The sequence below is a fragment of the Pseudomonas sp. 008 genome (assembly GCF_016861935.1).
Taxonomy (GTDB): Bacteria; Pseudomonadota; Gammaproteobacteria; order Pseudomonadales; family Pseudomonadaceae; genus Aquipseudomonas.
In genome coordinates this window covers 346,893-373,317 of sequence record NZ_BOMA01000006.1, presented here as the reverse complement: position 1 = coordinate 373,317, position 26,425 = coordinate 346,893, and the positions used below count along the sequence as shown (strand labels likewise).

The following is a 26,425-nucleotide window of genomic DNA, read 5'->3' as shown; positions in this document are numbered from 1 at the left end:
TAACGAAAAGCACCGCGAACCTTAATCAGCGTTCGCGGTGGCATGCACAGCCTGGATCAGTTCCAGGCCATTGACGTTACGCAGGTGCTAGATCGACCTGACCCAGATTTCGCGGAAGGCATAGTCGTTGCCGTTTCCGGTGGCGACATGGTTAACGATCTGCAACTCCATCTGTGATGCACTCGCGGTAAACGTACCTTTGAGCGGCGCCCAGGCCATTGATGAAATTTCCGTCGCGGGGGCAATGACTTGCGCTCCGCTGTTGAGTGACAGCACCGGAACCGAATAGCTGTTGTTCCACCTGCGCACGGTCAGCCCGAACTCATAGGATCGACCCATCTCCAGCCCCTGAAAGGTCTTTTTCAACACTGTCCCGGCAGAGTTGTTGGTGTAGGTGTTGTCGAATAATACGTAGATATCTCCATCTTTGGTGATGGTGAGATCCCGTGGATCAGTCGCAGCGTCGCCCCTCATCCAACCATTCCAGTTATTGGTACCGTCTGTTGCCGAGAAGGTCGTTGTATCGTCAAAAGGCGCCTGAACCTCAAGACACAATGTCGGGAACAGCACCGGGCCAGCACAACTGCCTCCATCCAGCGCCGCCTGAAAAACAAACGCGAGATGGCTCCCGTCTTTCAGATTCTGCAAAGACGCCCAGGCAATATTGCGACGCCAGCCCTCCTGGAACTCTTGTTGCGTGACGGGCTCGGCGTCCGCCACTCGCAGCATCACTGGCGAGCCGTCGGCTTGTTGACCGCAGACATGCAGCGTTGTCTTTTGATTAACCACCATGAATGGCCAACGCGCCACCTCGACCGTGACACCGGCCGAATCATCAGGTTTTTTCAGAATGAGTACATCGTTGACGGCTTGTGGCACCACAGGAGCGGGCACACAGGAGAGAGAAACCAACGAGGGGGTTGTCATGACAGAAATCCTTTCTGAATGAGCGCCAACCCCTCCATGGGGTCGGACACAGGAAAGGAGCTAAGACCACGTTAGGCGAAGCGTCTACTGTCAATTCGACCATTCGAACAGCAGAACATAAATACCAGATGAATGGTCGTCCGCCCCCCCTGCCCCTGGAAACTCTATCTGTCAGTGCTTGCCCACCGGCACCAGGGCAATTTTGTAGGGATCGAAAATCTTCAGCATCTGGCCGTTGTTTCTCAGGCCTTGCAGCAACTTGCCGAATGCTTCCCCCGTAATCGGCGCCTCTGGACGAATCAGCGCGTAATGGTGATAGACCTGATCGATGCGTTGCGACACCAGCAACTGCTCACCGACTTTTTCGTTGCGCAGCAGGTAATCGCTCAGATAAGAGCGTGTCACCAGGGCTATGTCCGCTCGCCCGCGCAGCACCATCAGCAGGTTGCTGTCGTGGGAATAGGTCAGCGTGGCGTTGTAGGTGTCGGCCAGGTACTTGGGATCGGCGTTGAAATTGGCAAACTCGTAGTGATAGCCGCTGTACAGCGCCAGGCGCTTGCTCGCCAGATCCTTGAAGTAGTTCTCATCGCGACCGGGTTGCTTCTGCGCGACAAAGATTTCTGCGTCTTCCAGGCCCATGTCGACGTCGGTATGCGGAATGTCCTTCCAGCCCCACTCCGGGTTCTCGAAAATGGCCATATCGACCCGGCCTTCCTTGAAGTCATTGAAACGCCTGGGAATCGAGGTGGGCACCAGCACAAACTGATAATCGGTTTGCAGCTGATTCAGCGCTTCCACCAGTTGCGGCAGCAGACCGGTGTCGGCACCGGACTCCGGGCGCACGGTATAGGGTGGAAAATGGGCGGCCCCGACCCGCACCTGTTGTGCGGCCTGAGATGGCAACACCCAGCACACCGCAAGCGCCGCCAGCAAAAGCCGCGACGCCATTCGAATTGATGAAGACATCAAAACAGCACACTCCCCAAAAAAATACTCACCAATGCATACAAACTAGGCGGTTTCGTCAACTTAGCCAGTTTCTTGCCGAGATAGACGGCTCTTACCGTTCTTCAAGCACCAGAATCAGCGCTTCATCGGCCAATTGATCGAGGTTCATACTGCCACCGGCGCGAAACCAGGTGGTGGTCCAGGAGAGCGCGCCCGTCAGGAAACGGCGGGTGATGAACACATCGCCACGGATAAAACCGGCGTCCTTGGCTTCTCCCAGCACCTGCAGCCAGATGGCTTCATAAATATCGCGCAGCGCCAGAACCTGCGCCTGGCCTTCCTCAGACAGCGAACGCCACTCATATACCAGCACCGCCATGGCCTCGCCACTGCCGCCCATGATCGACTGCAATTCACAGCGAATCAGCGCCAGCACCCGCTCGCGCACATTGCCGGCCTCGGCCAGCGCTGCACGCATCAACGCGGTGTTGTAGCGAATGGTCTCCTCCATCACTGCCCGCAGGATCTCGTCCTTGCTTTTGAAGTGATGAAAAATGCTGCCTGACTGAATGCCCACCGCACTGGCCAGGTCACGCACGGTGGTGCGTTCATAACCTTTGTTGCGAAACAGGTGAGCGGCCACTTGCAGCAGTTTGCCGCGGGCGCTGTCGGGGTCGGTCAATTGGCCGCTGTCGACCAACTCGCGCATCACCCTCAGGGCTTTTTGCTCGTCCACCCGTTCTCTCCTACAGTCGATCAATCAAATGCGCCGCTGCCCGTTAAAACAGCAGGGTTGCGCGGGCAATTTAAGCTGGCGGGGGCGACCAAGCAAGCGCTCGGGAAGAAGATAATCAAGGCGTTTACAAACCAAGCGCTTGCTTGGTAGTCTCGAAGCACTTCTGTCGCAGGTGGCTATGGAGTTGACTGTGCCTAAAACAATTCGCATCGGTTGTGCCAGTGCATTCTGGGGCGACACCTCGACCGCCGCCGCACAGTTGGTGGAGGGCGGGCGACTGGACTATCTGGTGTTCGATTATCTGGCCGAAATAACAATGTCGATCATGGCCGGGGCGCGGATGAAAGATCCCGCCACCGGCTACGCCAGCGACTTCATCGAAGTCCTCAGCCCCCTCCTCGAGCAGCTCGCGAAACAACAGATCCGGGTGATCAGCAACGCCGGCGGGGTTAATCCACAGGCCTGCGCTGCTGCACTGCAAGCGGCCTGCGACAAGGCCGGGGTGGCGCTGAAAATCGCCGTGCTGTCGGGTGACGACCTGCAACCGCAGTTCAAACGCCTGAGCAGTCTGGGCATCCATGAGATGTTCAGTGGCGCGCCCCTGCCGCCGATGTGCGTATCGACCAACGCCTACCTCGGCGCACCGGGCATCGTCGAAGCCCTGCGCCTGGGCGCCGACATTGTGATCACCGGGCGCGTGGTCGACAGCGCCGTGGTCAGCGCCGCGCTGGTGCATGAGTTCGGCTGGTCGTGGCACGACTACGACAAACTCGCCCAGGCCGCATTGGCCGGGCATCTGATCGAATGCGGCGCCCAGTGCACCGGCGGCAATTTCACCGATTGGCATGACGTGCCCGATTACGAACACATCGGTTTTCCGATCGTCGAAGTCGGTGCCGACAGCCAGTTCATCGTCAGCAAACCCGACGGCTCCGGCGGTCTGGTCACACCGCTGACAGTTGGCGAGCAGATGCTCTATGAGATCGGCGACCCACAGGCCTATTTGCTGCCCGATGTAGTGTGCGATTTCAGCCAGGTCAAACTCGTGCAACAAGGCAAAAACGCGGTTCAGGTGCATGGCGCGAAAGGCTTGCCGCCGACCGCTCAGTACAAGGTCAGCGCAACGTACCCGGACGGTTTCCGCTGCACCGCCAGTTGCCTGATCGCCGGGATCGATGCCGTGGCCAAGGCCCGACGGGTCAGCCAGGCGATCATCAACAAGACCTCGCAAATGTTTAGCCAGCGCGGCTGGGCGCCCTACAGCGAGGTGAACATCGAACTGCTGGGCAGCGAGGCCACTTACGGCCCCCACGGCCAGCGCCAGGACAGCCGCGAAGTGGTGATCAAACTCGCCGTGCGCCATCCGAGCAAACAGGCCTTGATTCTGTTCTCCCGGGAAATAGCTCAGGCTGCCACCGGTATGGCGCCTGGGCTGACGGGAATCGTCGGCGGGCGGCCGACGGTGTATCCGTTGATCCGGCTGTTTTCGTTCCTGATCGACAAAACCGCCTGCGCCTTGGAAATCGACCTTGCCGGTGAGCGCCATCCGTGTGCCCTGCCCGCCCTCGATGCGCTCGATCCGGCTGACTTGCCGCTGCCGTTCGACCCACCCAAAACCACAGAGCGCGCCGACGCCAGCGTGGCCTTGATCAAACTTGCCGTGGCGCGCTCCGGCGACAAGGGTAACCACAGCAACATCGGCGTCATGGCCCGCCACCCCGACTACCTGCCGTGGATCGCCGAAGCATTGACACCCGAGGTGATGGTCGACTGGATGAGCCATGTCCTCGACCCGATCCACGGACGCGTCGAACGCTGGTATTTACCCGGCACTCAGAGCTTTAATTTTCTTCTGGAAAACGCACTCGGCGGCGGTGGCGTGGCCAGCCTGCGGATCGATCCGCAAGGCAAGGCGTTCGCCCAACAACTGTTGGAAATCCAGATTCCGGTGCCCCAGCGCATCGCCGATCAGTTCAATTAGAGGACTGTCGCCATGGCCTATGACTCGATTTTCAAACCCGACCTGTTCGCCGGCCAAACCATCATCGTCACCGGTGGCGGCAGCGGCATCGGTCGTTGCACCGCCCATGAGCTCGCAGCCCTCGGCGCACAGGTGCTGCTGGTAGGGCGCAATGCCGAGAAATTGAAAAAGGTCAGCGCCGAAATCACCGAAGACGGCGGTAAAGCCAGTTGGCAGGTCTGCGATATCCGCAACGAAGACGCCGTCACGCAACTGGTCAGCGAACTGATCCGCGAACGCGGGCCGATTCATGGGCTGGTCAACAATGCCGGCGGGCAGTACCCGTCGCCACTGGCGTCGATCAATCAGAAAGGTTTCGAAACCATCCTGCGCACCAACCTGGTGGGCGGTTTTCTGATGGCTCGCGAGGTGTTCAATCAGTCCATGAGCAAGCACGGCGGCGCCATCGTCAATATGCTCGCCGACATGTGGGGCGGCATGCCCGGCATGGGCCATTCGGGCGCGGCGCGCTCGGGCATGGACAACTTCACCAAGACCGCCGCATTCGAATGGGGTTACGCCGGCGTGCGGGTCAATGCCGTCGCGCCGGGCTGGGTCGCGTCCAGCGGCATGGACACCTACGAAGGCGCGTTCCGGGCGGTGATTCCGACGCTGTGCGAACACGTGCCGCTCAAGCGCATCGGCACCGAATCGGAAATCAGCGCGGCGATTGTGTTCCTGCTCAGCCCGGCAGCGGCGTTTGTCAGCGGCAGCACGTTGCGCATCGACGGTGCCGCCAGCCTCGGCGGGCGGGCCTGGCCAATGCACAAGGCGCAGAACAGTCACTCGTACAACGGCTTTCACCGCGCCTATTTACCTGAAGTACTCAGGCCGGACGCCTCCAAACCAGACGAACCGAAGGACAAGGAATAACCATGCCGGTCATCCAGTCCCAGATAGACCCGTTCAGCGAACCATTCGCCCGCAACCGTGCGGCCATGCTGGCCGGCATCGAGCAGGTCCGCCAGCTCGAACAGAACCTGTTGAATAAAGCCGCTGAAGCCAAACCGAGGTTCGACAAGCGCGGGCAACTGCTGCCCCGGGAGCGGCTGAACCTGCTGCTTGATCCCGGCGCGCCGTTCCTCGAACTGGCGAGCCTGGCCGGCTACAAGCTGCATGACGACAAGGACGGCAGCGCGGCCGGCGGCGGTTTGATCGCCGGGATCGGTTACGTGTCCGGCGTGCGGGTGCTGGTGGTGGCGAACAACAGCGCAATCAAGGGCGGGACCATTTCCCCCAGCGGCCTGAAAAAGTCCCTGCGCCTGCAACAGATCGCCATGGAAAACAAACTGCCGGTGATCACCCTCGCCGAGAGCGGTGGCGCCAACCTCAATTATGCGGCGGAGATTTTCGTCGAAGGCGCGCGCAGCTTTGCCAATCAGGCGCGGATGTCGGCGATGGGCTTGCCGCAGATCACCGTGGTCCACGGCTCGGCCACGGCAGGCGGCGCTTATCAGCCGGGGTTGTCGGATTACGTGGTGGTGGTGCGCGGCAAGGCCAAGCTGTTTCTCGCCGGCCCCCCACTGCTCAAGGCCGCCACCGGTGAAGTCGCCACCGACGAAGAACTGGGCGGTGCCGAGATGCATGCGCAAACCGCCGGCACCGCCGAATACCTGGCCGAGAACGATGCCGATGGCGTGCGCCAGGTGCGCGAGATTGTCAGTCTGTTGCCGTGGAACGATCAGTTGCCGTGGTTACCGGAACGTCGGTGGGAAGAGCCGCGCTACCCCATCGACGAACTGCTGGGGCTGATCCCGGATGACCCGAAAAAACCTTACGACGTGCGTGAAATCATCGCGCGGGTTGCCGACGCTTCGAACTTCCTCGAATTCAAAAGCGAGTTCGATCAGCAGACGGTGTGCGGGCATTTGCAGATCCAGGGTCGAGCCTGCGGTTTCATCGGCAACAACGGCCCGATCACCCCCAAAGGCGCGAGCAAGGCCGCGCAGTTCATTCAACTCTGCGACCAGAGCCAGACGCCGCTGCTGTTTTTCCATAACACCACCGGCTTCATGGTCGGCACCGAGTCGGAACAGCAAGGCGTGATCAAGCACGGCGCGAAAATGATTCAAGCGGTGGCCAATGCCCGGGTGCCTAAACTGACAATCGTCGTCGGCGGTTCCTACGGTGCCGGCAATTACGCGATGTGCGGCCGCGGTCTCGACCCGCGCTTCATCTTCGCCTGGCCCAACAGCCGTACCGCGGTGATGGGCGGTGCCCAGGCCGGCAAAGTGCTGCGGATCGTCACCGAAGCCAAACAACTCAAGGACGGATTGGTGCCCGACCCGAAAATGCTCGACATGCTGGAACACGTCACCGCGCAGAAACTCGACAGCCAGTCCACCGCGCTGTATGGCAGCGCCAACCTGTGGGATGACGGGCTGATCGATCCACGGGATACCCGCACGTTGCTTGGATACTTGCTGGACATCTGCCATGAGGCCGAGGTTCGGACGCTGCAACCCAACAGCTTTGGTGTCGCACGTTTTTGATTGATCGTTCCCACGCTCTGCGTGGGAATGCAGCCCGGGACGCTCCGCGTCCCAAAAGCGGACGCGGAGCGTCCATAGAGGCGTTCCTTTGCTGCGCATGGGAACGATCGGGTTCGACAGGAGAACAATAAAAATGATCTTCACCCAGGAACACGAAGCACTGCGCCGCACCGTCCGCCAATTCGTCGATCACGAGATCAATCCTCATGTCGAGGAATGGGAAAAGGCCGGGCGCTTTCCGATCCATGAGATCTTCCGCAAGGCCGGTGAGCTCGGTCTGCTGGGAATTTCCAAACCGGAAAAATTCGGCGGCATGGGCCTCGATTACAGCTATTCGATTGTGGCGGCCGAAGAGTTCGGCACCATTCATTGCGGCGGCATTCCGATGTCCATCGGCGTGCAGACCGACATGTGCACTCCGGCCCTGGCGCGTTTCGGCTCCGATGAACTGCGCGAAGAGTTCCTCAGGCCAGCGATCACCGGCGAGCAGGTCGGCTGCATCGGTGTTTCCGAGGTCGGCGCCGGTTCCGACGTCGCCGGGCTGAAAACCACCGCCCGCAAGGACGGCGACGACTACGTGATCAATGGCAGCAAGATGTGGATCACCAACTCACCGAGCGCCGACTTCATTTGCCTGCTGGCCAACACCTCGGACGACAAACCGCACATCAACAAGTCGCTGATCATGGTGCCGATGAACAGCCCCGGCATCAGCCTCAGCTCGCACCTGGACAAGCTCGGCATGCGCAGCTCGGAAACTGCCCAGGTGTTTTTCGATAACGTGCGCGTGCCGCAACGCAACCGCATCGGCCACGAAGGCGCGGGGTTCATGATGCAGATGCTGCAGTTCCAGGAAGAACGGCTGTTCGGCGCGGCGAACATGATCAAAGGCCTGGAATACTGCGTCGACAGCACCATCGAGTACTGCAAGGAGCGCAAAACCTTCGGCAACGCGCTGATCGACAACCAGGTCATCCACTTTCGCCTGGCCGAACTGCAAACCGAAATCGAATGCCTGCGGGCGCTGGTCTATCAGGCCACCGAGCAATACATCAAAGGCCAGGATGTCACCCGTCTGGCATCCATGGCCAAACTCAAGGCCGGGCGACTCGGTCGGGAAGTCAGCGACAGTTGCCTGCAATACTGGGGCGGCATGGGCTTCATGTGGGACAACCCAGTGGCCCGGGCTTACCGCGATGTGCGGCTGGTATCGATTGGCGGCGGTGCCGACGAAATCATGCTGGGGATCATCTGCAAACTCATGGGCATCCTGCCGGGGAAAAACAAATGAGCACCCTCCCCACCTGTCAAACCCTGCTGCTCGACCTGCATGACAGCGTGCTGCACATCACCCTCAATCGTCCCGAAAGCCGTAATGCCATGAGCTTGCAGATGGTCGCCGAACTGCGTGCGGTGCTGGCGGCGGTTCGCGATGATCGGCAGATTCGTGCGCTGGTGATCGGCGGTGCCGGCGGGCATTTTTGTGCCGGTGCCGACATCAAGGACATGGCCAACGCCCGCGCTCAAGGCCAGCCCGCCTACCGCGATCTGAACCGTGCGTTCGGTGCGCTACTGCAAGAGGTGCAACACGCGCCGCAAGTGGTGATGACGGTGCTGCAAGGTGCGGTGCTTGGCGGCGGCTTCGGCCTGGCCTGCGTCAGCGACATCGCGATGGCCGATCATCAGGCGCAGTTCGGCCTGCCGGAAACCAGCCTCGGCCTGTTGCCGGCGCAGATCGCACCGTACGTGGTGCAACGCATCGGCCTGACCCAGGCCCGCCGACTGGCCCTGACCGCCGCACGCTTCGATGGCACCCAGGCGCGGCGCATGGGGCTGGTGCATTTTGTCGAACATGACCCACAAGCCTTGGCCGAACGCCTCGATGAGGTGCTGGCCCATGTGTTGTGTTGCGCACCGGGGGCGAATGCAGCAACCAAAAAGCTGTTGCTGGCGAGTGCCGGACAACCCTCGGATGACCTGCTGGATCAGGCAGCCGAGTGGTTCAGCGAAGCAGTGACCGGGGCTGAAGGGATCGAGGGGACGCTGGCTTTTGTGCAGAAGCGTAAACCGGGGTGGGCCGTTTAAAGAGCTTCGCGAGCAAGCCCGCGATGATGCCCTTACATTCACCGCAAAAACCAAGGGAATACCCCATGCCGGCCCTCAAGAAAATCCTGATCGCCAACCGCGGTGAAATCGCCTGCCGCGTCCAACGCACCGCGCAAAACCTGGGCTACCGCACCGTCGCCGTATTCAGCGACGCCGACGCCAATGCGCTGCATGTGCAGATGGCCGACGAAGCCGTGAACATCGGCCCGGCACCGGTGCAGCAGTCTTATCTGAACATCCCGGCCATCATCGATGCCGCACGGCGCACCGGTGCCGATGCAATCCATCCCGGTTACGGCTTCCTCTCGGAAAACTCAGGCTTCGCCCTCGCCTGCCAGCAGGCCGGTATCATCTTCATCGGCCCCAGCCCCGAAGCCATCGAGCTGATGGGCAGTAAACGGCTGTCGAAACTCGCCATGATCAAAGCCGGCGTGCCTTGCATCAAAGGCTATCAGGGCAGCGAACAGGACGACGCTACCCTGCGCCGCGAAGCCGAACGCATCGGCTACCCGCTGATGATCAAGGCCAGTGCCGGTGGTGGCGGTCGCGGCATGCGCCTGGTGCATAGCGCCGCCGAATTGCTGGAACAGCTCCGCAGCGCACGCTCCGAAGCACTGCACGGGTTTGGCAGCGACGAACTGATCCTCGAACAAGCCTTGATCGATCCGCGTCACGTTGAAGTTCAGGTGTTCGGCGACCAGCACGGCAACCTGATTTATCTCGGCGAACGCGACTGTTCGATCCAGCGTCGCCACCAGAAAATCATCGAAGAAGCGCCCTGCCCGACGATGACCACCGAGTTGCGCCAGGCCATGGGCGAGGCGGCACTCAAGGTGGGTCGCGCGGTGAATTACGTAGGGGCGGGTACCGTGGAATTCCTGCTGGATGCTCACGGCCGGTTTTACTTTCTGGAGATGAACACCCGGTTGCAAGTGGAACACCCGGTGACTGAACTGATCACCGGCCTCGATCTGGTGGCCTGGCAGTTGCACATTGCCGAAGGGCAACCGCTGCCGCTACGACAGGAACAGGTGCGGCTCAACGGGCATGCCATGGAAGTGCGCCTCTATGCCGAAGATCCGGCCCAGGGATTTCTGCCGCAAACCGGGCGAGTCGTGGCTTGGGAGCCAGCGATCCAGGGCAGCGTACGGATCGACCATAGCCTGATCGAAGGCCAGTCTGTCAGCCCCTTCTATGACCCGCTGCTGGGCAAGCTCATCGCCCACGGTGCCACCCGTGAAGAAGCCCGGCGCAAGTTGCTGCGGGCGGTACAGGACAGTGTGCTGCTGGGCGTGCAGAGCAATCAGCGCTTACTCGCCAATCTGCTGGAACACCCACAGTTCATCAGTGGCGAATTCAGCACCGGGTTCATCCCCACGAACTTCGCCGACCATCCCTGCCTGCACCCTCATGCGCCGAGCGCCGACGAGTTGGCCATCGCCGCGGTGCTTTATTATCAAGCATCTGCGCAGGCTCACCCCGCCCCGCTGGCCGGTTGGCGCAACAATGCCAGCGTGCCTCTGCACTATCGGATCGGCCTGGAGGATCAGGAATGGCCGGTCGAACTGCACGCTGAACCTGGCGAACCCTACCGTGTTCAGATCGGTGCCCGGACCCTCGAACTGAAGGTCATCCAGTGCGACGGACGCTGGGCCACCCTGCAAATCGACGGCATCCGCCAACGCCATGCCTACCGCCTCGAAGCCGGGCAACTCTGGTTGTTCACGCGCCCCGGCAGCCTGCGGCTGGTCGATCGGACCCGGGCGCTGGTCAGCGGCCAGGCCAGTGTCAGCTCCGGCACGCTCAAGGCACCGATGGACGGGGCGATCGTCGACGTATTGGTCAGTGAGGGCAGCCCGGTCAGCAAAGGGCAGCTGCTGGTGGTGCTTGAAGCGATGAAAATGGAGCATCCACTCAAATCGGGTATCGACGGCGTGCTCAAGCGCTTGCAGGTCAGGGTTGGCGACCAGGTAAAAAATCGTCAGATTTTGTTGGAGGTCGAATAAGCCGCTAGGCGGATCCGCCGGGTTTGGCTACGCTCAAGCCCTATCAGGATGCGGATACCAGGAAACCTGCAATGCCTCACTGGCTGGTCATTGATCTGGAAGCCACCACCGATGAGGGCGGCTGGCCAGTAACAGAAATGGAAATCATCGAAATCGGCGCCACCCTCGTGGACCGCAAAGGCCGGGAACTGGATCACTTCCAGTGCTTCGTGCGCCCGTTGCGTCGGCCCCTGTTGACCCCGTTTTGCCGCGAATTGACCCACATCACCCAGGCCAATGTCGATGCTGCCCAGCCCCTGAGCGACGTCTGGGTTTCGTTCGAACACTGGCTCGACCAACATCTCTCGAATCTGGAAGGCTGGGCCAGTTGGGGTGACTACGACCGCAAACAGCTGCTTCAGGAATGGCAGCGGCTGCAACTCGACAGCGCCCTGAACCGGGTGCCGCACATGAATCTCAAGCAACGTTTCGCCAAGGCCTGTCGACTGGAGCGCCCGCTGGGGCTTAATGGCGCCCTGCAACTGGCGGGCCTGCAGTTCAACGGTCAGCAGCATCGGGCGCTGGAGGATGCGCGCAATACCGCGCGCCTGTTACCGCTGATTTTCCCCGCCAATCCTTGAGTGCAGGAGGTGACGCCTATCGACACCTTGTGCATACTGGCCGGCCCTTTTTAGCCCTTTTCGAGGAATCGCCCATGTTTAAAGTCAACGAGTACTTCGACGGCACCGTCAAGTCGATCGCCTTTGGCACCGCTGAAGGTCCGGCGACCATCGGCGTCATGGCACCGGGCGAATACGAATTCGGCACCAGCCAGCGTGAAATCATGCACGTGGTGTCCGGCGCCCTGACCGTCAAACTGCCTGACAGCAGCGACTGGCAAACCTTCGCCGCCGGCAGCCAGTTCAACGTGCCCGCCAACAGCAAGTTCCAGCTGAAAGTGGCCGTCGACACCGCTTACCTGTGCGAATACCGCGGCTAAACCCCTAGGGTTTCACAGCGAAAAAAAAATGCCCGTGTCCAAGAACACGGGCATTTTTTATCAGGGCTGCTATTCGAGGATCGTCACCGGCATGCCGACTTCGAGCCGACCGTTACCGTCATTGACCAGGTTCTGCCCGAACATCGCGCCGTCCTCTTGAGCCCGATATTGCTGCAAGGTCGCCAGAGGTTCGCGGTCGTCACTACGTTCGCCGGTCTGCGGGTCGATGGTGGTCAGAATGCAACGTGAGCAGGACTTGACCACGCGGAACTCGACATCGCCAATGCGGATGCGCTTCCAGCCATCTTCGGCGAACGCCTCGCTGCCCTCGATCACCAGATTGGGCCGAAAGCGCAGCATCTCCAGCGGTCGCCCGACCCGTTGCGACAAGTCTTCCAGCGACGCCTGGCCAATCAGTAACAACGGAAAACCGTCGGCAAAAGCCACCTGATCGTCGTCCTTGCCGTAGCCGGCCTGGGTGGTCCGCGCACGATCGAGCGGCACATGCACCAGACGCGTCGGCTTGCCGATGAACTCACTGACCCAGGCAGCCGCAGCAATACCGGCATCGGGCACGCGCAAGGTGTCGCGCCAGATGGTCACGCCACGCAGCTCTGCATCGCTGACGGGCAAGGCAATATCGATCGGTGAATGGCCTTGGGCACTGAGGGTCAAGCCACCGCTTGCGTTCCACAACGCAGACAGCTGACTCATTTTCGCCTCCGCGCGCTGGGTCAGAAAACGCCCGCTGGCCTCGTCGACCAGCATCCAGCGTCGATCGCCGTCCAGCCCCAGTTTGTCCAGGCTGACCTGATTCAAGGTCTCGCCCTTGCCGGATTTCAACGGAAAACGATAAAGCGCGCTCAGATGCATGGCCACAGCTCCCTGGTGGGCAAAAACGCCACCCTATACGAGCTTGATCGCCGAATCAAAACCCCTGTGGCGAGGGGGCTTGCCCCCGTTGGGCTGCGCAGCAGCCCCAAACCCTGCCGCCGCGCTTTTCCAGATCGTTATCAGGCCGGCACTTCGTCGAGCATCAGGCGCTGACGCACCACGTCGACGAGTTTGTCGGGCTGGAATTTGGAGAGGAAGTTGTCGCAGCCGACCTTCTTGACCATCGAGTCATTGAAGCTACCCGACAACGAGGTGTGCAGGACCACATAAAGGCCGCGCAAACGGGGGTCGTTGCGGATCTCGGTGGTCAGGCGATAGCCGTCCATCTCCGGCATTTCCGCATCGGTAAAGATCATCAACAGTTTGTCGGTCATGTTCACACCGGTATCAGCCCAGGCCTTGAGCATGTTCAGCGCCTTCAAGCCATCACTGGCGATGTGCATTTTCACGCCCAACTGACCCAAGGTGTCGCGCAATTGCGACAGAGCCACGTTCGAGTCATCCACCAGCAGCACTTCACGGCCACGGGCGCGCTCCAGAACCGGATCGTCGAGTTTGTCGCGAGAGACCTTGGCGTTGTACGGCACGATTTCGGCCAGGACTTTTTCGACGTCGATGATTTCCACCAGTTGATCGTCGACCTTGCTGATGGCGGTCAGGTAATGCTGGCGACCGGCGCTGGTCGGCGGCGGCAGAATGGCTTCCCAGTTCATATTGACGATGCGGTCCACGCCACCGACCAGAAATGCCTGCACCGAGCGGTTGTACTCGGTGACGATGATCGTACTGGTGGGGCTTGGCACCAGCGGACGCATGCCGATGGCCTGGGACAGGTCGATCACCGGCAGCGTCTGGCCACGCAGGTTGACCACGCCACAAACAAAGGGGTGGCGCTGCGGCATCAGGGTCAGTTTCGGCAGCTGCAGCACTTCCTGGACCTTGAAGACGTTGATCGCGAACAATTGCCGTCCGGCCAGCCGGAACATGAGAATTTCCAGGCGATTCTCACCCACCAGTTGCGTGCGTTGGTCTACCGTGTCGAGAATGCCGGCCATTAATGACTCCTGGGCTTGTTCTGATGAATTCACTAAAGAGAGTTATCGGCAGTTTTTGCCGAATCTTGACCCCCGGACAAAATGCCATGTCCAAGCATTGATGTCACATTAACATCATGCTTTACTGACCCCGTGATTCCATCTGCTTCATCCCTTGCGGCGCGACCTCGGTTTGCACGTTAGGTTCCCCTGTGTAAGGGATTCCCCTAGGCACAATCAGGCCCAACCTGATGTTCGCAATATCCAATAGCCATTAATGTGACGCCATTCTCATTGCATGAACGGAGTCAGGCTTTTGTGTGCGATCGCAGGTCAGTGGCCATCCACCCTCTCGAGTTCCCCAGTCGGTGCCCAAGCCTGCCAGAGCGCGATCTCACCAAGGCATGGCAGCGCCGGGACACGTAAGGTTCTCGTCGACACACACGACATTCCCTCATCTGACATGACGTTGTGGAGATAAGCATGGCGAACAACCCTAAAGAGTGGGCCCAGCGAATTCCGGAGTTTCTCGTCGAGGCTGAAACACTCCTGGCCAAGTCCGAGGAGTGCCTGAGTCATTTGCAGTTGATCAGCAATGACAAGGACGCCATCGATTGCATGCTCAGCACCCTTCTCAAGCTGGCGAGCAAGGCCGATGCCCTGGCACTGGCAACGGTTTCGGAATTCTCGCTGCACATTCATGGATTGCTGAGCCACGCCCAGAATCACATGGACCTGCACGATCAGGCCCTGGATGCACTCAAGGATTGCTTCACGTTAATGGCCTGGCAACTCGAACTCATCGACCAGACCACCGGCCAACTCGGCCTCGATGACAGTGAACAGACGTCCCTGATCGAAGCGTTTGCATTTCAAGTGGGACAAAGTCAGTTTCAGCCGCCCAGCCACTCCAAGCAGTTCAGGCTCGTTTCGTTCTCTGAACGACAGGCTTGAATTCATCAACCCTGTGTTGCACATTTTTTATTGTAATGATGTCGCCCTGTAACTTGAGTGTGCGCATACCGCATTTGAATATTTCATACCCGTCGACGGCAGCTCGTAACAAATAGATACCCCGGCCCCGACTTCAGATAGTGCCTGCCAATAAAATCTAAACGCCTGGCACACTCGATATCTTTCGAAGATAAAAATCAAAAAGTTTTTCCATTATGGAACTATCGTCCAAAAACGTTATTTCCTGAAGATGCCTACCTATATGCCGAACGCGACCAACGGTATCTTAAGTGGTATTATGCCGCCCATTCGTTGACGTCAATTAATGACAGAGTGACCCTTGGCGCGAACAAGCTCATAACATTGAAGGCTTTATTTCGAGCATTGCACTGCCGTCATTAAAGGCGACTCATACAACCTATTTTCAAACAGAGACCCGTCAGCCCTTATGACCGGTCTGCCCGCAGCGAACATCCATTGGCTCCATCCGCTATGTACGCCAGCCTCAAGTCAATCGCCCTGTGGCCACCCTCCCGAAAAAGCGCGCGCCGGTTCACGCTTTTCGTGTGCACCTGCTCGGCGCTTGGCAGCCTGTTGGTCTACAGCTTGTCGATGCCTCTGCCGGTGAGTCTGCTGGTGCTCAATACTGCGGCGCTGGCCTGCGTCTGGGTGGGGCATCGCCTCTCGCTCAAATCGATAAAGTTTCAACCTCAAGAATTGGCCGACCGTCTGCTGGAAGTTCAGGAAAATGAACGTCACCGGCTCAGTCGGGAACTGCATGATGATATTGGCCAATTGCTGACCGCCGCAAAACTTCAGAGTGAATGGCTCAAACGTCGATTGCCTGAAGAACTGCAGGGTCAATGTTCGGTCCTCTGCGATACGCTGGACGAAACCCTGACCAAAGTTCGTGATGTATCAGCCATCCTGAACCCACGACAGTTGACCAGTCTCGGGCTGGAAGCCAGTCTGCGTGCGCATTTACTCAGAACCCTGGCCAATACGTCTGTGAACTGGAGCCTGGAATGCCATCAACGTTTGACTGGCATACCGGAAGAAATGGCGGTGGCGGCCTTTCGCATCACTCAAGAAGCGGTTACCAATATGCTGCGCCATGCCGAAGCCAGGAATCTGTTGGTCCGCCTGCAACGTCTGCCCCAAGGCCTGACGTTGTTAATCAGTGACGACGGCCTGGGGTTCGAGCCAGCGGCAGACCCTGCTCGCGAGGGGCAACGCGGAATGGCTGGAATGTCGGAACGGATCGATCAGTTGGGCGGCACGCTGACCGTGACCAGCGAGCCAGGCAAAGGCACTCAAATCGAAGCACTCTTCCCCTGGGCGCCCCGTGCGCTGGAACGGGCCAGCACGAATAAGGTTATGCGTTGACTTGTAACTTACTTCTGGTGGACGACCACTCGCTTATCAGGGCTGGCGTGCGCGCTCTGGTGCTGGATATTCCTGGCTATGCGGTCATTGGGGAGGCCAGTGACGGCTCGCAGTTACTCGAGATGGTCGAGCAACTGTCGCCGGACATCATCCTGCTGGATATCTCCATGAGGAAAACCGGTGGCCTTGAAGCCTTGCAGCGACTCAAACGAGTACGTCCGCAGTGCAAAGTGCTCATCCTGTCGATGCACACCGACCCGGCGCTCATCATGCAAGCACTCGAATCCGGGGCTCATGGCTACCTGCTCAAAGACACCACGGCCACCGAGCTCGAACATGCCCTGGATGCCTTGCGCAATAACGAACGCTACCTGAGCCCGGCCATTGCCCACACCGTCATCAACCAGGCGCTGACCCGAACCCAGAAAAATCAGGCGCCAACCCAGGACTCGCACAACCTGACGGCACGCCAGCTGGAAATCCTGCGATTGATTGTTCGCGGAAAATCCACCCGGGAAATTGCCAATGGCTTGGGCCTGAGCATCAAGACTGTCGAAACCCACCGCTCGCAGATCATGAAACGCTTGCAGATCTACGATGTGGCCGGCCTGGTGTTGTTCGCCGTACGCGAGCAAATCATCAGTCTGGACGATTAGCCGGATTCGAGCCGCTCAGCAGCGGCGAGCCCTCGGGCAAATGCACCCGCAATGCCGCCGGCCGTGCCGAAAAACGCAGGCTATCGCCCTCCAGAGGCTCACCATCAAGGTTGATATAAAGGCCCTCCGATACTTTGATCTCGACCCACGGCAAGCGGGCTCGCACAAACATGCTGTCGATTCCGAAACCATCGGTCAGCAGGTCTTTCAAGGTACCGACCACTTCCTGGGGCGCGGGCAAAATGCTGATATCCAGCAGACCATCGTCAGCCAGCGCCTGCGGGCACAACATATGACCACCACCAGCCTGTCGGCCATTGCCGATGCCTAATGCCAACAACTCACCGGCCCAGTGAAAATCCGGCCCCTGCAACTCGCCATAGGCCGCATGCAACTCACTGAAGCGCGATAAACCGGTGAAGAGATAAGCCGCGCCGCCAAGAATTTTTTTCAGATCCTCGGAAGTATTGGCCGTGACCTGACTGCCAAAGCCGCCCGTGGCCATGTTCAGAAAAACCTGCCCGCCGACCTCCCCCAGATCAATGGCATGCGGGGCGGCCTCCAAAAGTTCCAGCGCTTGAGCGGGCTCCAGGGGCGCACCCGCGGCGCGTGCAAAATCGTTGGCGGTGCCCAAGGGCAAAAGCACCAGGCTGGCCTGCGTCGAATGCGCCGCCATGGCTTCGGCGATATCACGCAAGGTGCCATCGCCGCCGCCGGCAATCAGCTGCGTATAGCCCGCCGCCAATGCTTCCCCCACCAGCCGCTGCGCATCACCGGCCTCCCAGGTCAATCGAACAGCCAGTTCCCAGCCTTGTTGGCGCTTGCCTTCGACAGCTGAACGGACCTGCTCATTGAGTGCCTGCTTGCCATGCAGAATCAACAGCGCCTTGCGCTCGCTCATTGTGATCACCCCCCTTTCCGAATCCGTATGGGAGATGTTGACCTCGCAGCCCCTCATAAAAGTCGCAAGGATTTCAATTATTTCCAGGGGAAGGACAGTTGAGTCCTACAGAGCGGTATTTTTTCTTACAAAACCTGAGGAATCGGCTCAATTGACCCATCAGGGCAATTGGTACACCGTTGTGTCAGCGGTTATCAGTCATCACCAGTAAATTACACAGGGACGTGCAAACAATGAATGGAACCCCTTTAAGGTCCTCAAAAATCGTAAGTAATAACAGTATCGGCCACCTGAATGGTTTTAACGCAAGGAGCCAATTATTCCATGCAAAGCCATGACCTCAGGCAATCGGTAACTCCGATTACGCCGTTCTCAGACAATCACGCCAATCAGCAGGCTGAATTCAAAAGCAGCGCAAAACCCACCGGAGAAGTTGATATGGAACCTCGCGTCACGGAACTGGAGACACATCTCAAGTACATCCGCAGGGACCTGGATGAAGTCCGCGGCGACGTAAAATCCATCAAGCACAGGCTTGCCTATTCAGCTGGCGGAACAGCTGTGGTCCTAGGGCTTTTGAGCTGGATCTCCAACAGTCGCTTCGACCAGGTCGTGACCCTTCTGGCAAATTAAGGAACGGTCATGCACGCAAGCCCCAACGCTTTCGACCGGGCTTGCGTGGCAGAACCAGGACCTGCATCAGCCCAGGACTTCACTCAACGGGATGAAGCTCACACTATCACCCTCGATCAGCGTACGGTCCTCCAGCACTTCAACCAGACCATCCGCCCAGGCGGCACTGCGCAGTACGCCAGAGCTCTGATTCTTGTAGATGATTGCCCGGCCATTCTCCAGGCGTCCGCGCAAGTACTCACGTCGGTTACCAGCCTTTGGCCAGACAAACCCTGCCGGTACCTGAAACTTCAGGGGTTCGATCTCTTTTACGCCTTGGCGGCGCAAGAGGTAGGGCCTCGCCAACAGAGCAAAAGTCACCAGGCTTGACGCCGGATTGCCGGGCAAACCAATGACAGGCACACCGCGAAAATGCCCGAACGTCAGCGGCTTGCCTGGCTTGATGGCAAGCTTCCACAGGGTCAACTCGCCCTCTTCCCGCAAGGCAATGCCCAGAAAGTCGGCTTCTCCCACCGATACGCCACCGGTGGAGAGAATCAGGTCGACATCCTTCAACTCGCCGAGACGGGCACGAGTGGTCGCTAAATCATCGGGAAGAATGCCAGCATCGATCACCTCACAGCCCAAGCGCTGCAACCAGCTGCAAAGCAACACTCGATTGCTGTTGTAGATCTGTCCCGGTCCAAGGGCCTGGCCCGGCTCAATCAGCTCATCCCCGGTAGACAAAACCGCAACACGAACCTTGCGAACCACATCCAGTTCAGCGCACCCCAACGATGCCGCCAGCCCCTGTTCGATGGGACCCAGGCGTGTACCGGCGGGCAAGATCAACTCACCGGCGGTGGTTTCCTGGCCTTGTGGACGGATGTTCTGCCCCGGGGTCATGGTCTCGGTGAAACGTACCCGCTCATCCGCCTGAACCTCGGCGTTCTCCTGCATCTCGACACAGTCGGCACCCGCGGGCACAGGCGCGCCGGTGAAGATCCGCGCACAGGTCCCAGGCTTCAAGGGCTCCGGAGCCTGACCCGCAAAAATCTTCTGGCTGACCGGCAACGGTTCTCCCGTCCAGTCGGCGACGCGCAAGGCATACCCATCCATGGCACTGTTGGGCCAAGGCGGCAGATCAAGTGTCGAGACCAGATCAGCAGCCAGTACACGCCCCTGAACCTGCGCCAACGGCAAGCGTTGGTGCTCATGAATTCTCGAGGCGTCGGCCATTTCCAGTAGCCGCGCGAGCGCCACCTCGACAGCCATCAGGCTGCCAGTCTTGCCTGGCTTACCCGCGGGATTCACAGGGTGCCGCCTGTTTCAGATGGGTCACGAAATTGCACGGACGGTGCCGGGAATCCAGTTGTTCGGCGAGAATGCCGTCCCAACCGGTGCGCACCGCATTGGTCGAACCCGGCAAGCAGCAAACCAGCGTGCCATTGGCCAGACCGGCCAAGGCCCGGGACTGAACCGTGGAAGTACCGATATCCGCCACCGATATCTGCCGGAATAGTTCACCAAAACCATCGACCTGCTTATCCAACAAGCAACTCACCGCTTCGGGCGTGCTGTCACGACCGGTAAACCCGGTACCGCCAGTGATCAGCACCACTTGCACGACTTCATCGGCAATCCAGTTGGCCACTTGCGCACGAATTTTGTAGAGATCATCTTTGAGCAATACACGGGCTGCCAGGTTATGACCGGCAGCGCTCAAGCGGTCAACGAAGACCTGGCCTGAGGTATCGGTTTCCAGGGTGCGGGTATCGCTGACAGTCAGCACCGCGATGTTGAGCGGTGCGAAAGGTACATCAGCCTTGGCTTTCATAGGCTCGTCCAGTTGTAGGAGAAACAGCCCGGTGTTATATCACAGCGCCTCATTTTTTCGCCGCCCCCATGGAGAAGTGCAATGACCTCGGATACACCTTTGGCGCCATGCTCCATTTTGCTCCTGGCGGGCGGGCGTGGCCAACGCATGGGCGGTCAGGACAAAGGTTTGCTGGAATGGCACGGCGAGCCACTGATCGCGCATCTGCACCGCAAGACCCGTCTGCTGAGTGATGATCTGATCATCTCCTGCAACAGAAACCTGGAGAAATATGCGCCTTATGCGGATCAACTGGTCCATGACGATGAAGGCGACTTTCCGGGGCCATTGGCGGGTATTCGCGCAGGCCTGAAGGCCGCCCGCCACACGCACCTGCTGGTATTGCCCTGCGATGTGCCACGCATCGATGCGGCACTGCTCCAGAACATGCGTGAGACTGCCGCGCAGCATCCGGACAAACCGTTGATGCTGCGCCATGGAGAACACTGGGAACCTTTGCTGTGCATGATTCCCGTCGTTCTTTCAGGGGCTTTCGAGACGGCCTGGAACGAAGGCGAGCGCAGCCCGGGCCGACTGATGCGCACATTGGGCGCCATGGCCCTGCAGTGCCCCGACAACGACCCTCGCCTGGCCAACCTCAATACGCCGGAACTGTTAAGCACGCATCACACTGTGTCAGACTGACACTCGAAGGAACTTGCGCGCGCTGCATACGTCTCAAGCTCAGTATTCAAAAGATTTTCCATTCGGAGACACACCCATGACCCAACGGACCCTCGCCACTTTCATGCTCGCACTGGGCCTTGCGACCCTCGCCGGTTGTGCATCGCCTTCAGTGATCACCTTGAATGACGGTCGAGAAATCCAGGCCGTCGACGCGCCTAAGTACGATCAAGAATCGGGCTTTTACGAGTTCGAACAACTGGATGGCAAACACATCCGTATCAACAAGGATCAGGTTCGTACCGTTAAAGAGTTGTAATCTTTGCGGCGACCATCGGATACAGAAAAGCCCGCTTTTAAAGCGGGCTTTTTCGTGGCTGAAGAAAAGCAGGTTTGCCTGTAATCACCACTCCAGGGCGATTGTGCTTTCGAACTCTCTTTCCTGCCCCGTGACCGGATCGACAAATCGCAATCCCTGGGCCAGCAGCTTCAAGGGGTTGGCATAGTCGTCTTCTACGTCCTTGAGCACCTGCGGATAGAACGGGTCATTGCAGATGCCAGCCCCCAGGGCCGCCATGTGCACTCGCAACTGATGTTTCTTGCCCGTTACCGGGTAAAGCGCATAGCGCCAGAATTCACCGTTTTTTTCCCTGACCTCGACAGCCGTCTCCGTATTGCTAACGCCCGGACCTTCCTGCATGCGAAAAAACGGCTCGCCATCGATGAGTCGACTTTTATGAACCATCGGGAAGGTCAGTTCAGGCAATGCCCGGGCGATTGCTTCGTAGCGTTTTTCGATCTGACGTGTAGGAAACAACGACTGATACGCCGACCGACTCTGAGGATTGGCTGAGAACAGCACCAGCCCTGCTGTATGCCGGTCAATACGATGCAAAGGCACCAGATGCGGGTTATCCAGTCGCCGGATCAGTCGTCGCAGCAATGTCTGCTCCACATACTCCCCAGCCGGCGTCACCGGCAGGAAGTGCGGTTTGTCCGCCACCACCAGATGCTCGTCGGCATAGAGGATCGACTCCACCACCGGGATCGGTTTTTCGTCCGGTACTTCACGAAAATAATGAATCCGCAAACCTTCCTTGTAAGGCAGGTCCAGGGCGATCGGCATGCCTTGCCCATCGAGGACACGACCGCGAGCAATTCTGTCCAGCCATTGCTCACGACCGATGGCGCTGAAGTGTTCGCACAGGCAATCGAATACGGTCTGCCACGGACCAGGCGGCAGATAGAGCGTGCTGGCCTGGTTGTGCGCAGCAGAAAACGATGAAGTGGACATACGAAAAACTCTAACCCTCAATGCAGGGCAGCATTATCCAACAGTGGCCGGAACGAACCTAGAAGAGAATCCTCAGGCCGGTATTGACTGCGTTCGAGCGGCCGCTTCGGTGAACTCCTTGAGCCAGCGCAGCACATCGACCGCTTCCCAGCGACCCGGATCATAAAGCGCATACAACAACCCCTGATAGCCCACGACATCGAGCTGCCGGTGATAACCCGCACGCTGGAACAAGGCTTCGATTTCGGCGAAACAGGTATTGAAATGCAGTTTGTTGAAAGGCGTTTTTCCTTCCGTGACCAGACCATCCAGACGCAATTCGAGAACCGCCTCGCGCACCACGTCCGCCGACATCCGGTTCACGCTGTTCTTCAATTGTTCGACATTGACCACATTTCATCCCTCTGACGTCCGGGATCATCTGCCCAAACCCGAACAGGGAGAAGCATGGCAGGCAATCCGAATAACTGTATACACATACAGTAACCGAATAACCAACCTTTCGCCAACGAATGAAACGAGGATCGCGACAGGTGGGGCATCGCCAGCAGTGTCAGGATTCGCGCAGGAACGCCACCACCTGCTCGGCACTAAACGGCCAGCCCAGTTCAGCGCCGGTATCGACCCGACGCAACACCGGAATACGCAGGCTGTAGGCTTCGAACCAGGTTTCATCGTCAGCGATATCCACCAGCTCCACCAACAGACCACGCTCGACAAACTCCATCAGCATGGCTTCGGCGACTTCACAAAGATGGCAACCAACGGTGCCGAACAGCTGACATTCAGGAGGCATGACGACAAGACCAAACGAAGTAAGCGCTCATTCTAGGCCCGCCATCAAACGCAGTCGAGCCGACGTCCGAGCAACGGTGATTTCAAGAGATTTCGGCAAAACTCTGACGCAAATCATTTGCGTCAGCGGTCATTTGCGCGATGCTCTCGTCTTTTTTGCCTCTACGCTTGAGTAGCCAGAACCCTCACCGGAGTTTTTTGTGTTTGCCAACTTGTTGATCATCCTCGCCTCCTCCCTGGTGGTGATTGCACTGTTCCAGCGCCTGCGTTTGCCACCGGTGCTGGGCTACTTGTGCGTAGGGCTGATGATCGGGCCGACAGCGTTCAACTGGGTGAACGAAAACGAAGATTTGCCCGATCTGGCTGAATTGGGCGTGGTGTTCCTGCTGTTCTCCCTGGGGCTTGAGTTTTCCCTGTCGAAGATGCTCGCACTGCGCCAGGTGGTGTTTGGCCTGGGCAGCCTGCAAGTGCTGGGGTCCGGGATCTTGCTGGGAGCTTTGCTGATGCTGTTCGGCATGCCGATCACACCGGCCCTGTTACTCGGCGCCGGTCTGGCGCTGTCGTCTACCGCCATTGTCAGCAAGGAGTTGAGCAGCCTCGGCGAAATATTCAGCCGTCACGGCCAGAATGCCATCGCCGTGCTGTTGTTCCAGGACGTGATTGCGGTGTTGCTGCTGACGCTTGTGCCGGTATTCGCCGGCAGCAGCGACCAGGCCTGGTATTGGGCGCTGCCGTTGACGCTGGCCAAGACCCTGGTGCTGTTCGTCGGTTTGCTGCTGGTCAGTCGCTGGTTTCTGCCACGGCTGTTCCATGAAGTCGCCGCGGCCCGGTCCGCGGAGCTGTTCGTGCTGTTGGCACTGGTGATTGTTCTGCTGACGGCCTGGCTGACTCACCTGCTCGGCCTCTCTCCTGCCCTGGGCGCCTTTCTTGCCGGCATGCTGCTGGGGGAAAGCCATTACCGACATCAGATCGAGGCCGACATCCGTCCGTTCCGCGATATTCTGCTCGGAGTGTTCTTCGTCAGTATCGGCATGCTGATCGACTTGCGCCTGTTTGCCAGCCACGGCCTGCTGATTCTCGGTCTGACGCTTGGGTTGCTGCTGATCAAAGGCACCGTGGTCGCCCTGCTGGTCAAATGGCGCGGCAGCGATGGTGAAACCGCCTGGCGTAGCGGCCTGGCATTGGCCCAGGGCGGCGAATTCTGCTTTGCCCTGATGGCGCAGATGCAACAAAACAAACTGATGCCCGCCGACCTCGGCGGCCTGCTGCTGGCCGCCACGTTCTGCTCGATGCTGGTAACGCCTGTACTCCTGCGCGCCGCTCCCCGCATCGCCATGCGTCTGCACCGCAAACCCAACAAAGCAGCCGAACTCGAAGAAATCAGCGCGCTCAACGCCGGCCTGCACAATCACGTGGTGATCTGTGGCTACGGCCGCGTCGGTCAATCCATCGGGCGTTTCCTGCGTCATGTTCAGCAACCGTACATCGCGCTGGACACCGATCCGGTTCGGGTCCAGGAAGCCGTGGTCAATGAAAGCAGTGTGCACTACGGCGACTCACGCCGCGGCGAGCTGCTGATCGCGATAGGGCTGGAGCGTGCAAGATTGTTGGTGGTTGCCGTGGACAAGACGGACATCGCCCTGCTGATTCTCAAGGAAGCACGGCGGTTCAACCCGACCGTGCCGATCCTGGTGCGCACCCGGGATGACAGCCAGTTGGCCGAGTTGAAGGCGGCCGGTGCCAGCGAAGTCGTACCCGAGTTGCTGGAGTCCAGCCTGATGCTCGCCTCCCACGCGCTGATCATGCTGGGCATACCCGGTCAGCAGGTGCAGGATCGGGTCGACCAGGTACGACATGACCGCTATCGCCTGCTGCACGATTTTTATCCCGGCGCCAACGATGAAGAACGCTGATTCAATCCTGGCTCACGGCGCCGATCTTGTGCACCGACAAATCCGCGCCGTAATACTCTTCTTCCTGGCTCAGGCGCAAGCCATGGACCGCCTTGATCGCGCCATACACGGCAAAACCACCGGCCAGCGCCACGACCACCCCCAAAGAGGTGCCGATCAACTGGCTGATCAGGCTCACCCCCCCCAAACCACCCAAAGCGGTTTGCCCGAAGATGCCGCAAGCGATCCCGCCCCAGACACCACACAGCCCATGCAAAGGCCAGACACCCAGCACATCGTCAATACGCCACTTGCCTTGAGCTGCGGTAAAGCACCAGACAAACAGGCCCCCGGCGATGGCGCCGGTCACCAATGCGCCCACCGGGTGCATCAGATCCGAACCGGCGCAGATCGCCACCAATCCGGCCAACGGGCCGTTATGCAGGAAGCCCGGGTCATTGCGCCCGACGATCAACGCCGCCACCGTGCCGCCGACCATCGCCATCAACGAATTCACCGCCACCAGCCCGCTGACCCCTTGCAGGGTCTGGGCGCTCATCACGTTGAAACCGAACCAGCCGACGATCAGGATCCACGACCCCAACGCCAGAAAGGGAATGCTCGACGGCGCGAATGCCACCAGTCGCCCGTCGCGATAACGACCTTGCCTCGGCCCCAGCAGCAACACCGCCGCGAGTGCCAGCCAGCCGCCCATGGCGTGAACCACCACAGAGCCGGCAAAGTCATGGAAACTGGCGCCAAAATGTTCCAGCAACCAGGCTTGCAGACCGAAGTTGCCGTTCCAGACCACGCCTTCGAAGAAGGGGTAGATAAACGCCACGATCAGCGCCGTCGCGCACAACTGCGGGACGAACCGGGCGCGCTCGGCGATGCCTCCGGAAATGATCGCAGGTATCGCCGCGGCAAAGGTCAGCAGAAAGAAAAACTTCACCAGCCCATAGCCATGATCGGCGGTGATCACCGCCGCCGGTTGCATAAAACTGACCCCATAGGAAATCCAATAGCCTATAAAGAAGTAGGCCAGGGTCGAAATGGCGAAGTCGCTGAGGATCTTCGACAAGGCGTTGACCTGATTCTTTTGGCGAACCGTACCGACCTCAAGAAAGGCGAAACCGGCGTGCATGGCAAGAACCATGACCGCACCGATAAGGATGAACAACGTGTTGGAGCTATGGACCAGACTGTCCACAGCACTTTGCAGATTTTCCATGGATTGGCAGACCTGAAGGCTGAAAAAAAGCACCAAAGCAGTTCGCGAAGATGGCTGACGCA

General features: G+C 59.2%; 27 protein-coding genes. 15 read left to right on the top strand and 12 right to left on the bottom strand.

Annotated features, from left to right (window positions below; translation table 11 throughout):
• Nucleotides 1-87: 87 nt before the first annotated feature.
• The 3 genes from JUI81_RS15430 to JUI81_RS15420 all read right to left on the bottom strand — a co-directional run bounded on the left by JUI81_RS15430 (nucleotide 88) and on the right by JUI81_RS15420 (nucleotide 2,611).
• Nucleotides 88-927: a hypothetical protein gene (locus JUI81_RS15430; protein WP_028939030.1), complete on the bottom strand. Its 840-nt coding sequence runs from the start codon at nucleotides 925-927 to the stop codon at nucleotides 88-90.
• A 171-nt stretch (nucleotides 928-1,098) separates the two neighbouring features.
• A complete protein-coding gene (locus tag JUI81_RS15425; RefSeq protein ID WP_026331946.1) occupies nucleotides 1,099-1,893 on the bottom strand; it encodes an ABC transporter substrate-binding protein in 795 nt (264 codons plus the stop codon).
• 94 nt (nucleotides 1,894-1,987) lie between these two features.
• On the bottom strand, nucleotides 1,988-2,611 hold the full coding sequence (locus JUI81_RS15420; RefSeq protein WP_019582499.1) for a TetR/AcrR family transcriptional regulator: 624 nt from the start codon (nucleotides 2,609-2,611) through the stop codon (nucleotides 1,988-1,990).
• 190 nt (nucleotides 2,612-2,801) lie between these two features.
• Between JUI81_RS15420 and JUI81_RS15415 the strand changes: the two genes are divergently transcribed.
• From JUI81_RS15415 to JUI81_RS15380, 8 genes are all read left to right on the top strand, one after another.
• A complete protein-coding gene (locus JUI81_RS15415; RefSeq protein WP_019582500.1) occupies nucleotides 2,802-4,592 on the top strand; it encodes an acyclic terpene utilization AtuA family protein in 1,791 nt (596 codons plus the stop codon).
• Between the two features lie 12 nt (nucleotides 4,593-4,604).
• Nucleotides 4,605-5,504: an SDR family oxidoreductase gene (locus JUI81_RS15410; protein WP_204124611.1), complete on the top strand. Its 900-nt coding sequence runs from the start codon at nucleotides 4,605-4,607 to the stop codon at nucleotides 5,502-5,504.
• 2 nt (nucleotides 5,505-5,506) lie between these two features.
• A complete protein-coding gene (gene atuC / locus JUI81_RS15405; RefSeq protein ID WP_019582502.1) occupies nucleotides 5,507-7,123 on the top strand; it encodes a geranyl-CoA carboxylase subunit beta in 1,617 nt (538 codons plus the stop codon).
• Between the two features lie 133 nt (nucleotides 7,124-7,256).
• Nucleotides 7,257-8,414, top strand: a complete 1,158-nt coding sequence (atuD, locus tag JUI81_RS15400; RefSeq protein ID WP_007940059.1) for a citronellyl-CoA dehydrogenase — start codon at nucleotides 7,257-7,259, stop codon at nucleotides 8,412-8,414.
• Nucleotides 8,411-9,208 carry an enoyl-CoA hydratase/isomerase family protein gene (locus JUI81_RS15395; RefSeq protein WP_096480821.1) on the top strand — a complete coding sequence of 266 codons (798 nt, stop codon included), beginning with the start codon at nucleotides 8,411-8,413 and terminating at the stop codon, nucleotides 9,206-9,208. The genes atuD and JUI81_RS15395 overlap by 4 nt, the downstream gene beginning before the upstream one ends.
• Nucleotides 9,209-9,273: 65 nt before the next feature.
• Complete coding sequence (locus tag JUI81_RS15390) at nucleotides 9,274-11,235, top strand: acetyl/propionyl/methylcrotonyl-CoA carboxylase subunit alpha (RefSeq protein WP_204124610.1); 1,962 nt, start codon at nucleotides 9,274-9,276, stop codon at nucleotides 11,233-11,235.
• A 71-nt stretch (nucleotides 11,236-11,306) separates the two neighbouring features.
• On the top strand, nucleotides 11,307-11,855 hold the full coding sequence (locus JUI81_RS15385) for an exonuclease domain-containing protein (RefSeq protein WP_086944671.1): 549 nt from the start codon (nucleotides 11,307-11,309) through the stop codon (nucleotides 11,853-11,855).
• A gap of 74 nt (nucleotides 11,856-11,929) precedes the next feature.
• Nucleotides 11,930-12,214, top strand: coding sequence for a pyrimidine/purine nucleoside phosphorylase (locus JUI81_RS15380; RefSeq protein ID WP_018929993.1), 285 nt, complete (start codon nucleotides 11,930-11,932; stop codon nucleotides 12,212-12,214).
• A gap of 69 nt (nucleotides 12,215-12,283) precedes the next feature.
• Here the strand turns inward: JUI81_RS15380 and JUI81_RS15375 are convergent, their stop codons facing one another.
• On the bottom strand, nucleotides 12,284-13,087 hold the full coding sequence (locus JUI81_RS15375) for an MOSC domain-containing protein (protein ID WP_204124609.1): 804 nt from the start codon (nucleotides 13,085-13,087) through the stop codon (nucleotides 12,284-12,286).
• A 140-nt stretch (nucleotides 13,088-13,227) separates the two neighbouring features.
• A complete protein-coding gene (locus tag JUI81_RS15370) occupies nucleotides 13,228-14,163 on the bottom strand; it encodes a chemotaxis protein CheV (protein WP_018929995.1) in 936 nt (311 codons plus the stop codon).
• Nucleotides 14,164-14,625: 462 nt separating this feature from the next.
• On the opposite strand from JUI81_RS15370, the gene JUI81_RS15365 reads away from it, so the two are divergent.
• From JUI81_RS15365 to JUI81_RS15355, 3 genes are all read left to right on the top strand, one after another.
• A complete protein-coding gene (locus JUI81_RS15365) occupies nucleotides 14,626-15,096 on the top strand; it encodes a hypothetical protein (RefSeq protein WP_019582507.1) in 471 nt (156 codons plus the stop codon).
• A 492-nt stretch (nucleotides 15,097-15,588) separates the two neighbouring features.
• Entirely contained in the window at nucleotides 15,589-16,482 is an 894-nt protein-coding gene (locus tag JUI81_RS15360; protein ID WP_204124621.1) for a sensor histidine kinase, read from the top strand.
• The gene (locus JUI81_RS15355; protein ID WP_019582509.1) at nucleotides 16,479-17,138 is read left to right on the top strand and encodes a response regulator transcription factor; all 660 of its coding nucleotides are present in this window, start codon (nucleotides 16,479-16,481) and stop codon (nucleotides 17,136-17,138) included. The genes JUI81_RS15360 and JUI81_RS15355 overlap by 4 nt, the downstream gene beginning before the upstream one ends.
• Here JUI81_RS15355 and yegS read toward each other — a convergent pair.
• Nucleotides 17,122-18,039, bottom strand: coding sequence for a lipid kinase YegS (gene yegS / locus JUI81_RS15350; RefSeq protein ID WP_019582510.1), 918 nt, complete (start codon nucleotides 18,037-18,039; stop codon nucleotides 17,122-17,124). The two genes, JUI81_RS15355 and yegS, sit on opposite strands and share 17 nt — an antisense overlap.
• Nucleotides 18,040-18,363: 324 nt before the next feature.
• Between yegS and JUI81_RS15345 the strand changes: the two genes are divergently transcribed.
• Nucleotides 18,364-18,672, top strand: coding sequence for a hypothetical protein (locus tag JUI81_RS15345; RefSeq protein ID WP_019582511.1), 309 nt, complete (start codon nucleotides 18,364-18,366; stop codon nucleotides 18,670-18,672).
• Between the two features lie 66 nt (nucleotides 18,673-18,738).
• Here the strand turns inward: JUI81_RS15345 and glp are convergent, their stop codons facing one another.
• Together glp and moaB are read right to left on the bottom strand one after the other, a co-directional pair.
• Complete coding sequence (gene glp / locus JUI81_RS15340; protein ID WP_204124608.1) at nucleotides 18,739-19,965, bottom strand: gephyrin-like molybdotransferase Glp; 1,227 nt, start codon at nucleotides 19,963-19,965, stop codon at nucleotides 18,739-18,741.
• A complete protein-coding gene (gene moaB / locus JUI81_RS15335; protein ID WP_007940044.1) occupies nucleotides 19,949-20,488 on the bottom strand; it encodes a molybdenum cofactor biosynthesis protein B in 540 nt (179 codons plus the stop codon). The genes glp and moaB overlap by 17 nt, the downstream gene beginning before the upstream one ends.
• Nucleotides 20,489-20,569: 81 nt before the next feature.
• Here moaB and mobA point away from each other — a divergent pair, with 81 nt between their 5' ends.
• Together mobA and JUI81_RS15325 are read left to right on the top strand one after the other, a co-directional pair.
• Nucleotides 20,570-21,172, top strand: a complete 603-nt coding sequence (gene mobA, locus JUI81_RS15330; protein ID WP_019582513.1) for a molybdenum cofactor guanylyltransferase MobA — start codon at nucleotides 20,570-20,572, stop codon at nucleotides 21,170-21,172.
• A 76-nt stretch (nucleotides 21,173-21,248) separates the two neighbouring features.
• Nucleotides 21,249-21,470, top strand: a complete 222-nt coding sequence (locus tag JUI81_RS15325; protein ID WP_007940041.1) for a YgdI/YgdR family lipoprotein — start codon at nucleotides 21,249-21,251, stop codon at nucleotides 21,468-21,470.
• A gap of 84 nt (nucleotides 21,471-21,554) precedes the next feature.
• Here JUI81_RS15325 and JUI81_RS15320 read toward each other — a convergent pair whose 3' ends face one another.
• The 3 genes from JUI81_RS15320 to JUI81_RS15310 all read right to left on the bottom strand — a co-directional run bounded on the left by JUI81_RS15320 (nucleotide 21,555) and on the right by JUI81_RS15310 (nucleotide 23,241).
• Nucleotides 21,555-22,445: a pseudouridine synthase gene (locus tag JUI81_RS15320; protein ID WP_028939024.1), complete on the bottom strand. Its 891-nt coding sequence runs from the start codon at nucleotides 22,443-22,445 to the stop codon at nucleotides 21,555-21,557.
• 72 nt (nucleotides 22,446-22,517) lie between these two features.
• Entirely contained in the window at nucleotides 22,518-22,838 is a 321-nt protein-coding gene (locus JUI81_RS15315; RefSeq protein WP_007895054.1) for a hypothetical protein, read from the bottom strand.
• A gap of 160 nt (nucleotides 22,839-22,998) precedes the next feature.
• Entirely contained in the window at nucleotides 22,999-23,241 is a 243-nt protein-coding gene (locus JUI81_RS15310; protein WP_019582515.1) for a glutaredoxin family protein, read from the bottom strand.
• Nucleotides 23,242-23,440: 199 nt separating this feature from the next.
• On the opposite strand from JUI81_RS15310, the gene JUI81_RS15305 reads away from it, so the two are divergent.
• A complete protein-coding gene (locus JUI81_RS15305) occupies nucleotides 23,441-25,153 on the top strand; it encodes a monovalent cation:proton antiporter-2 (CPA2) family protein (RefSeq protein ID WP_028939023.1) in 1,713 nt (570 codons plus the stop codon).
• A gap of 1 nt (nucleotide 25,154) precedes the next feature.
• Here JUI81_RS15305 and JUI81_RS15300 read toward each other — a convergent pair whose 3' ends face one another.
• On the bottom strand, nucleotides 25,155-26,363 hold the full coding sequence (locus tag JUI81_RS15300; protein WP_026331948.1) for an ammonium transporter: 1,209 nt from the start codon (nucleotides 26,361-26,363) through the stop codon (nucleotides 25,155-25,157).
• Between the last annotated feature and the right edge of the window lie 62 nt (nucleotides 26,364-26,425).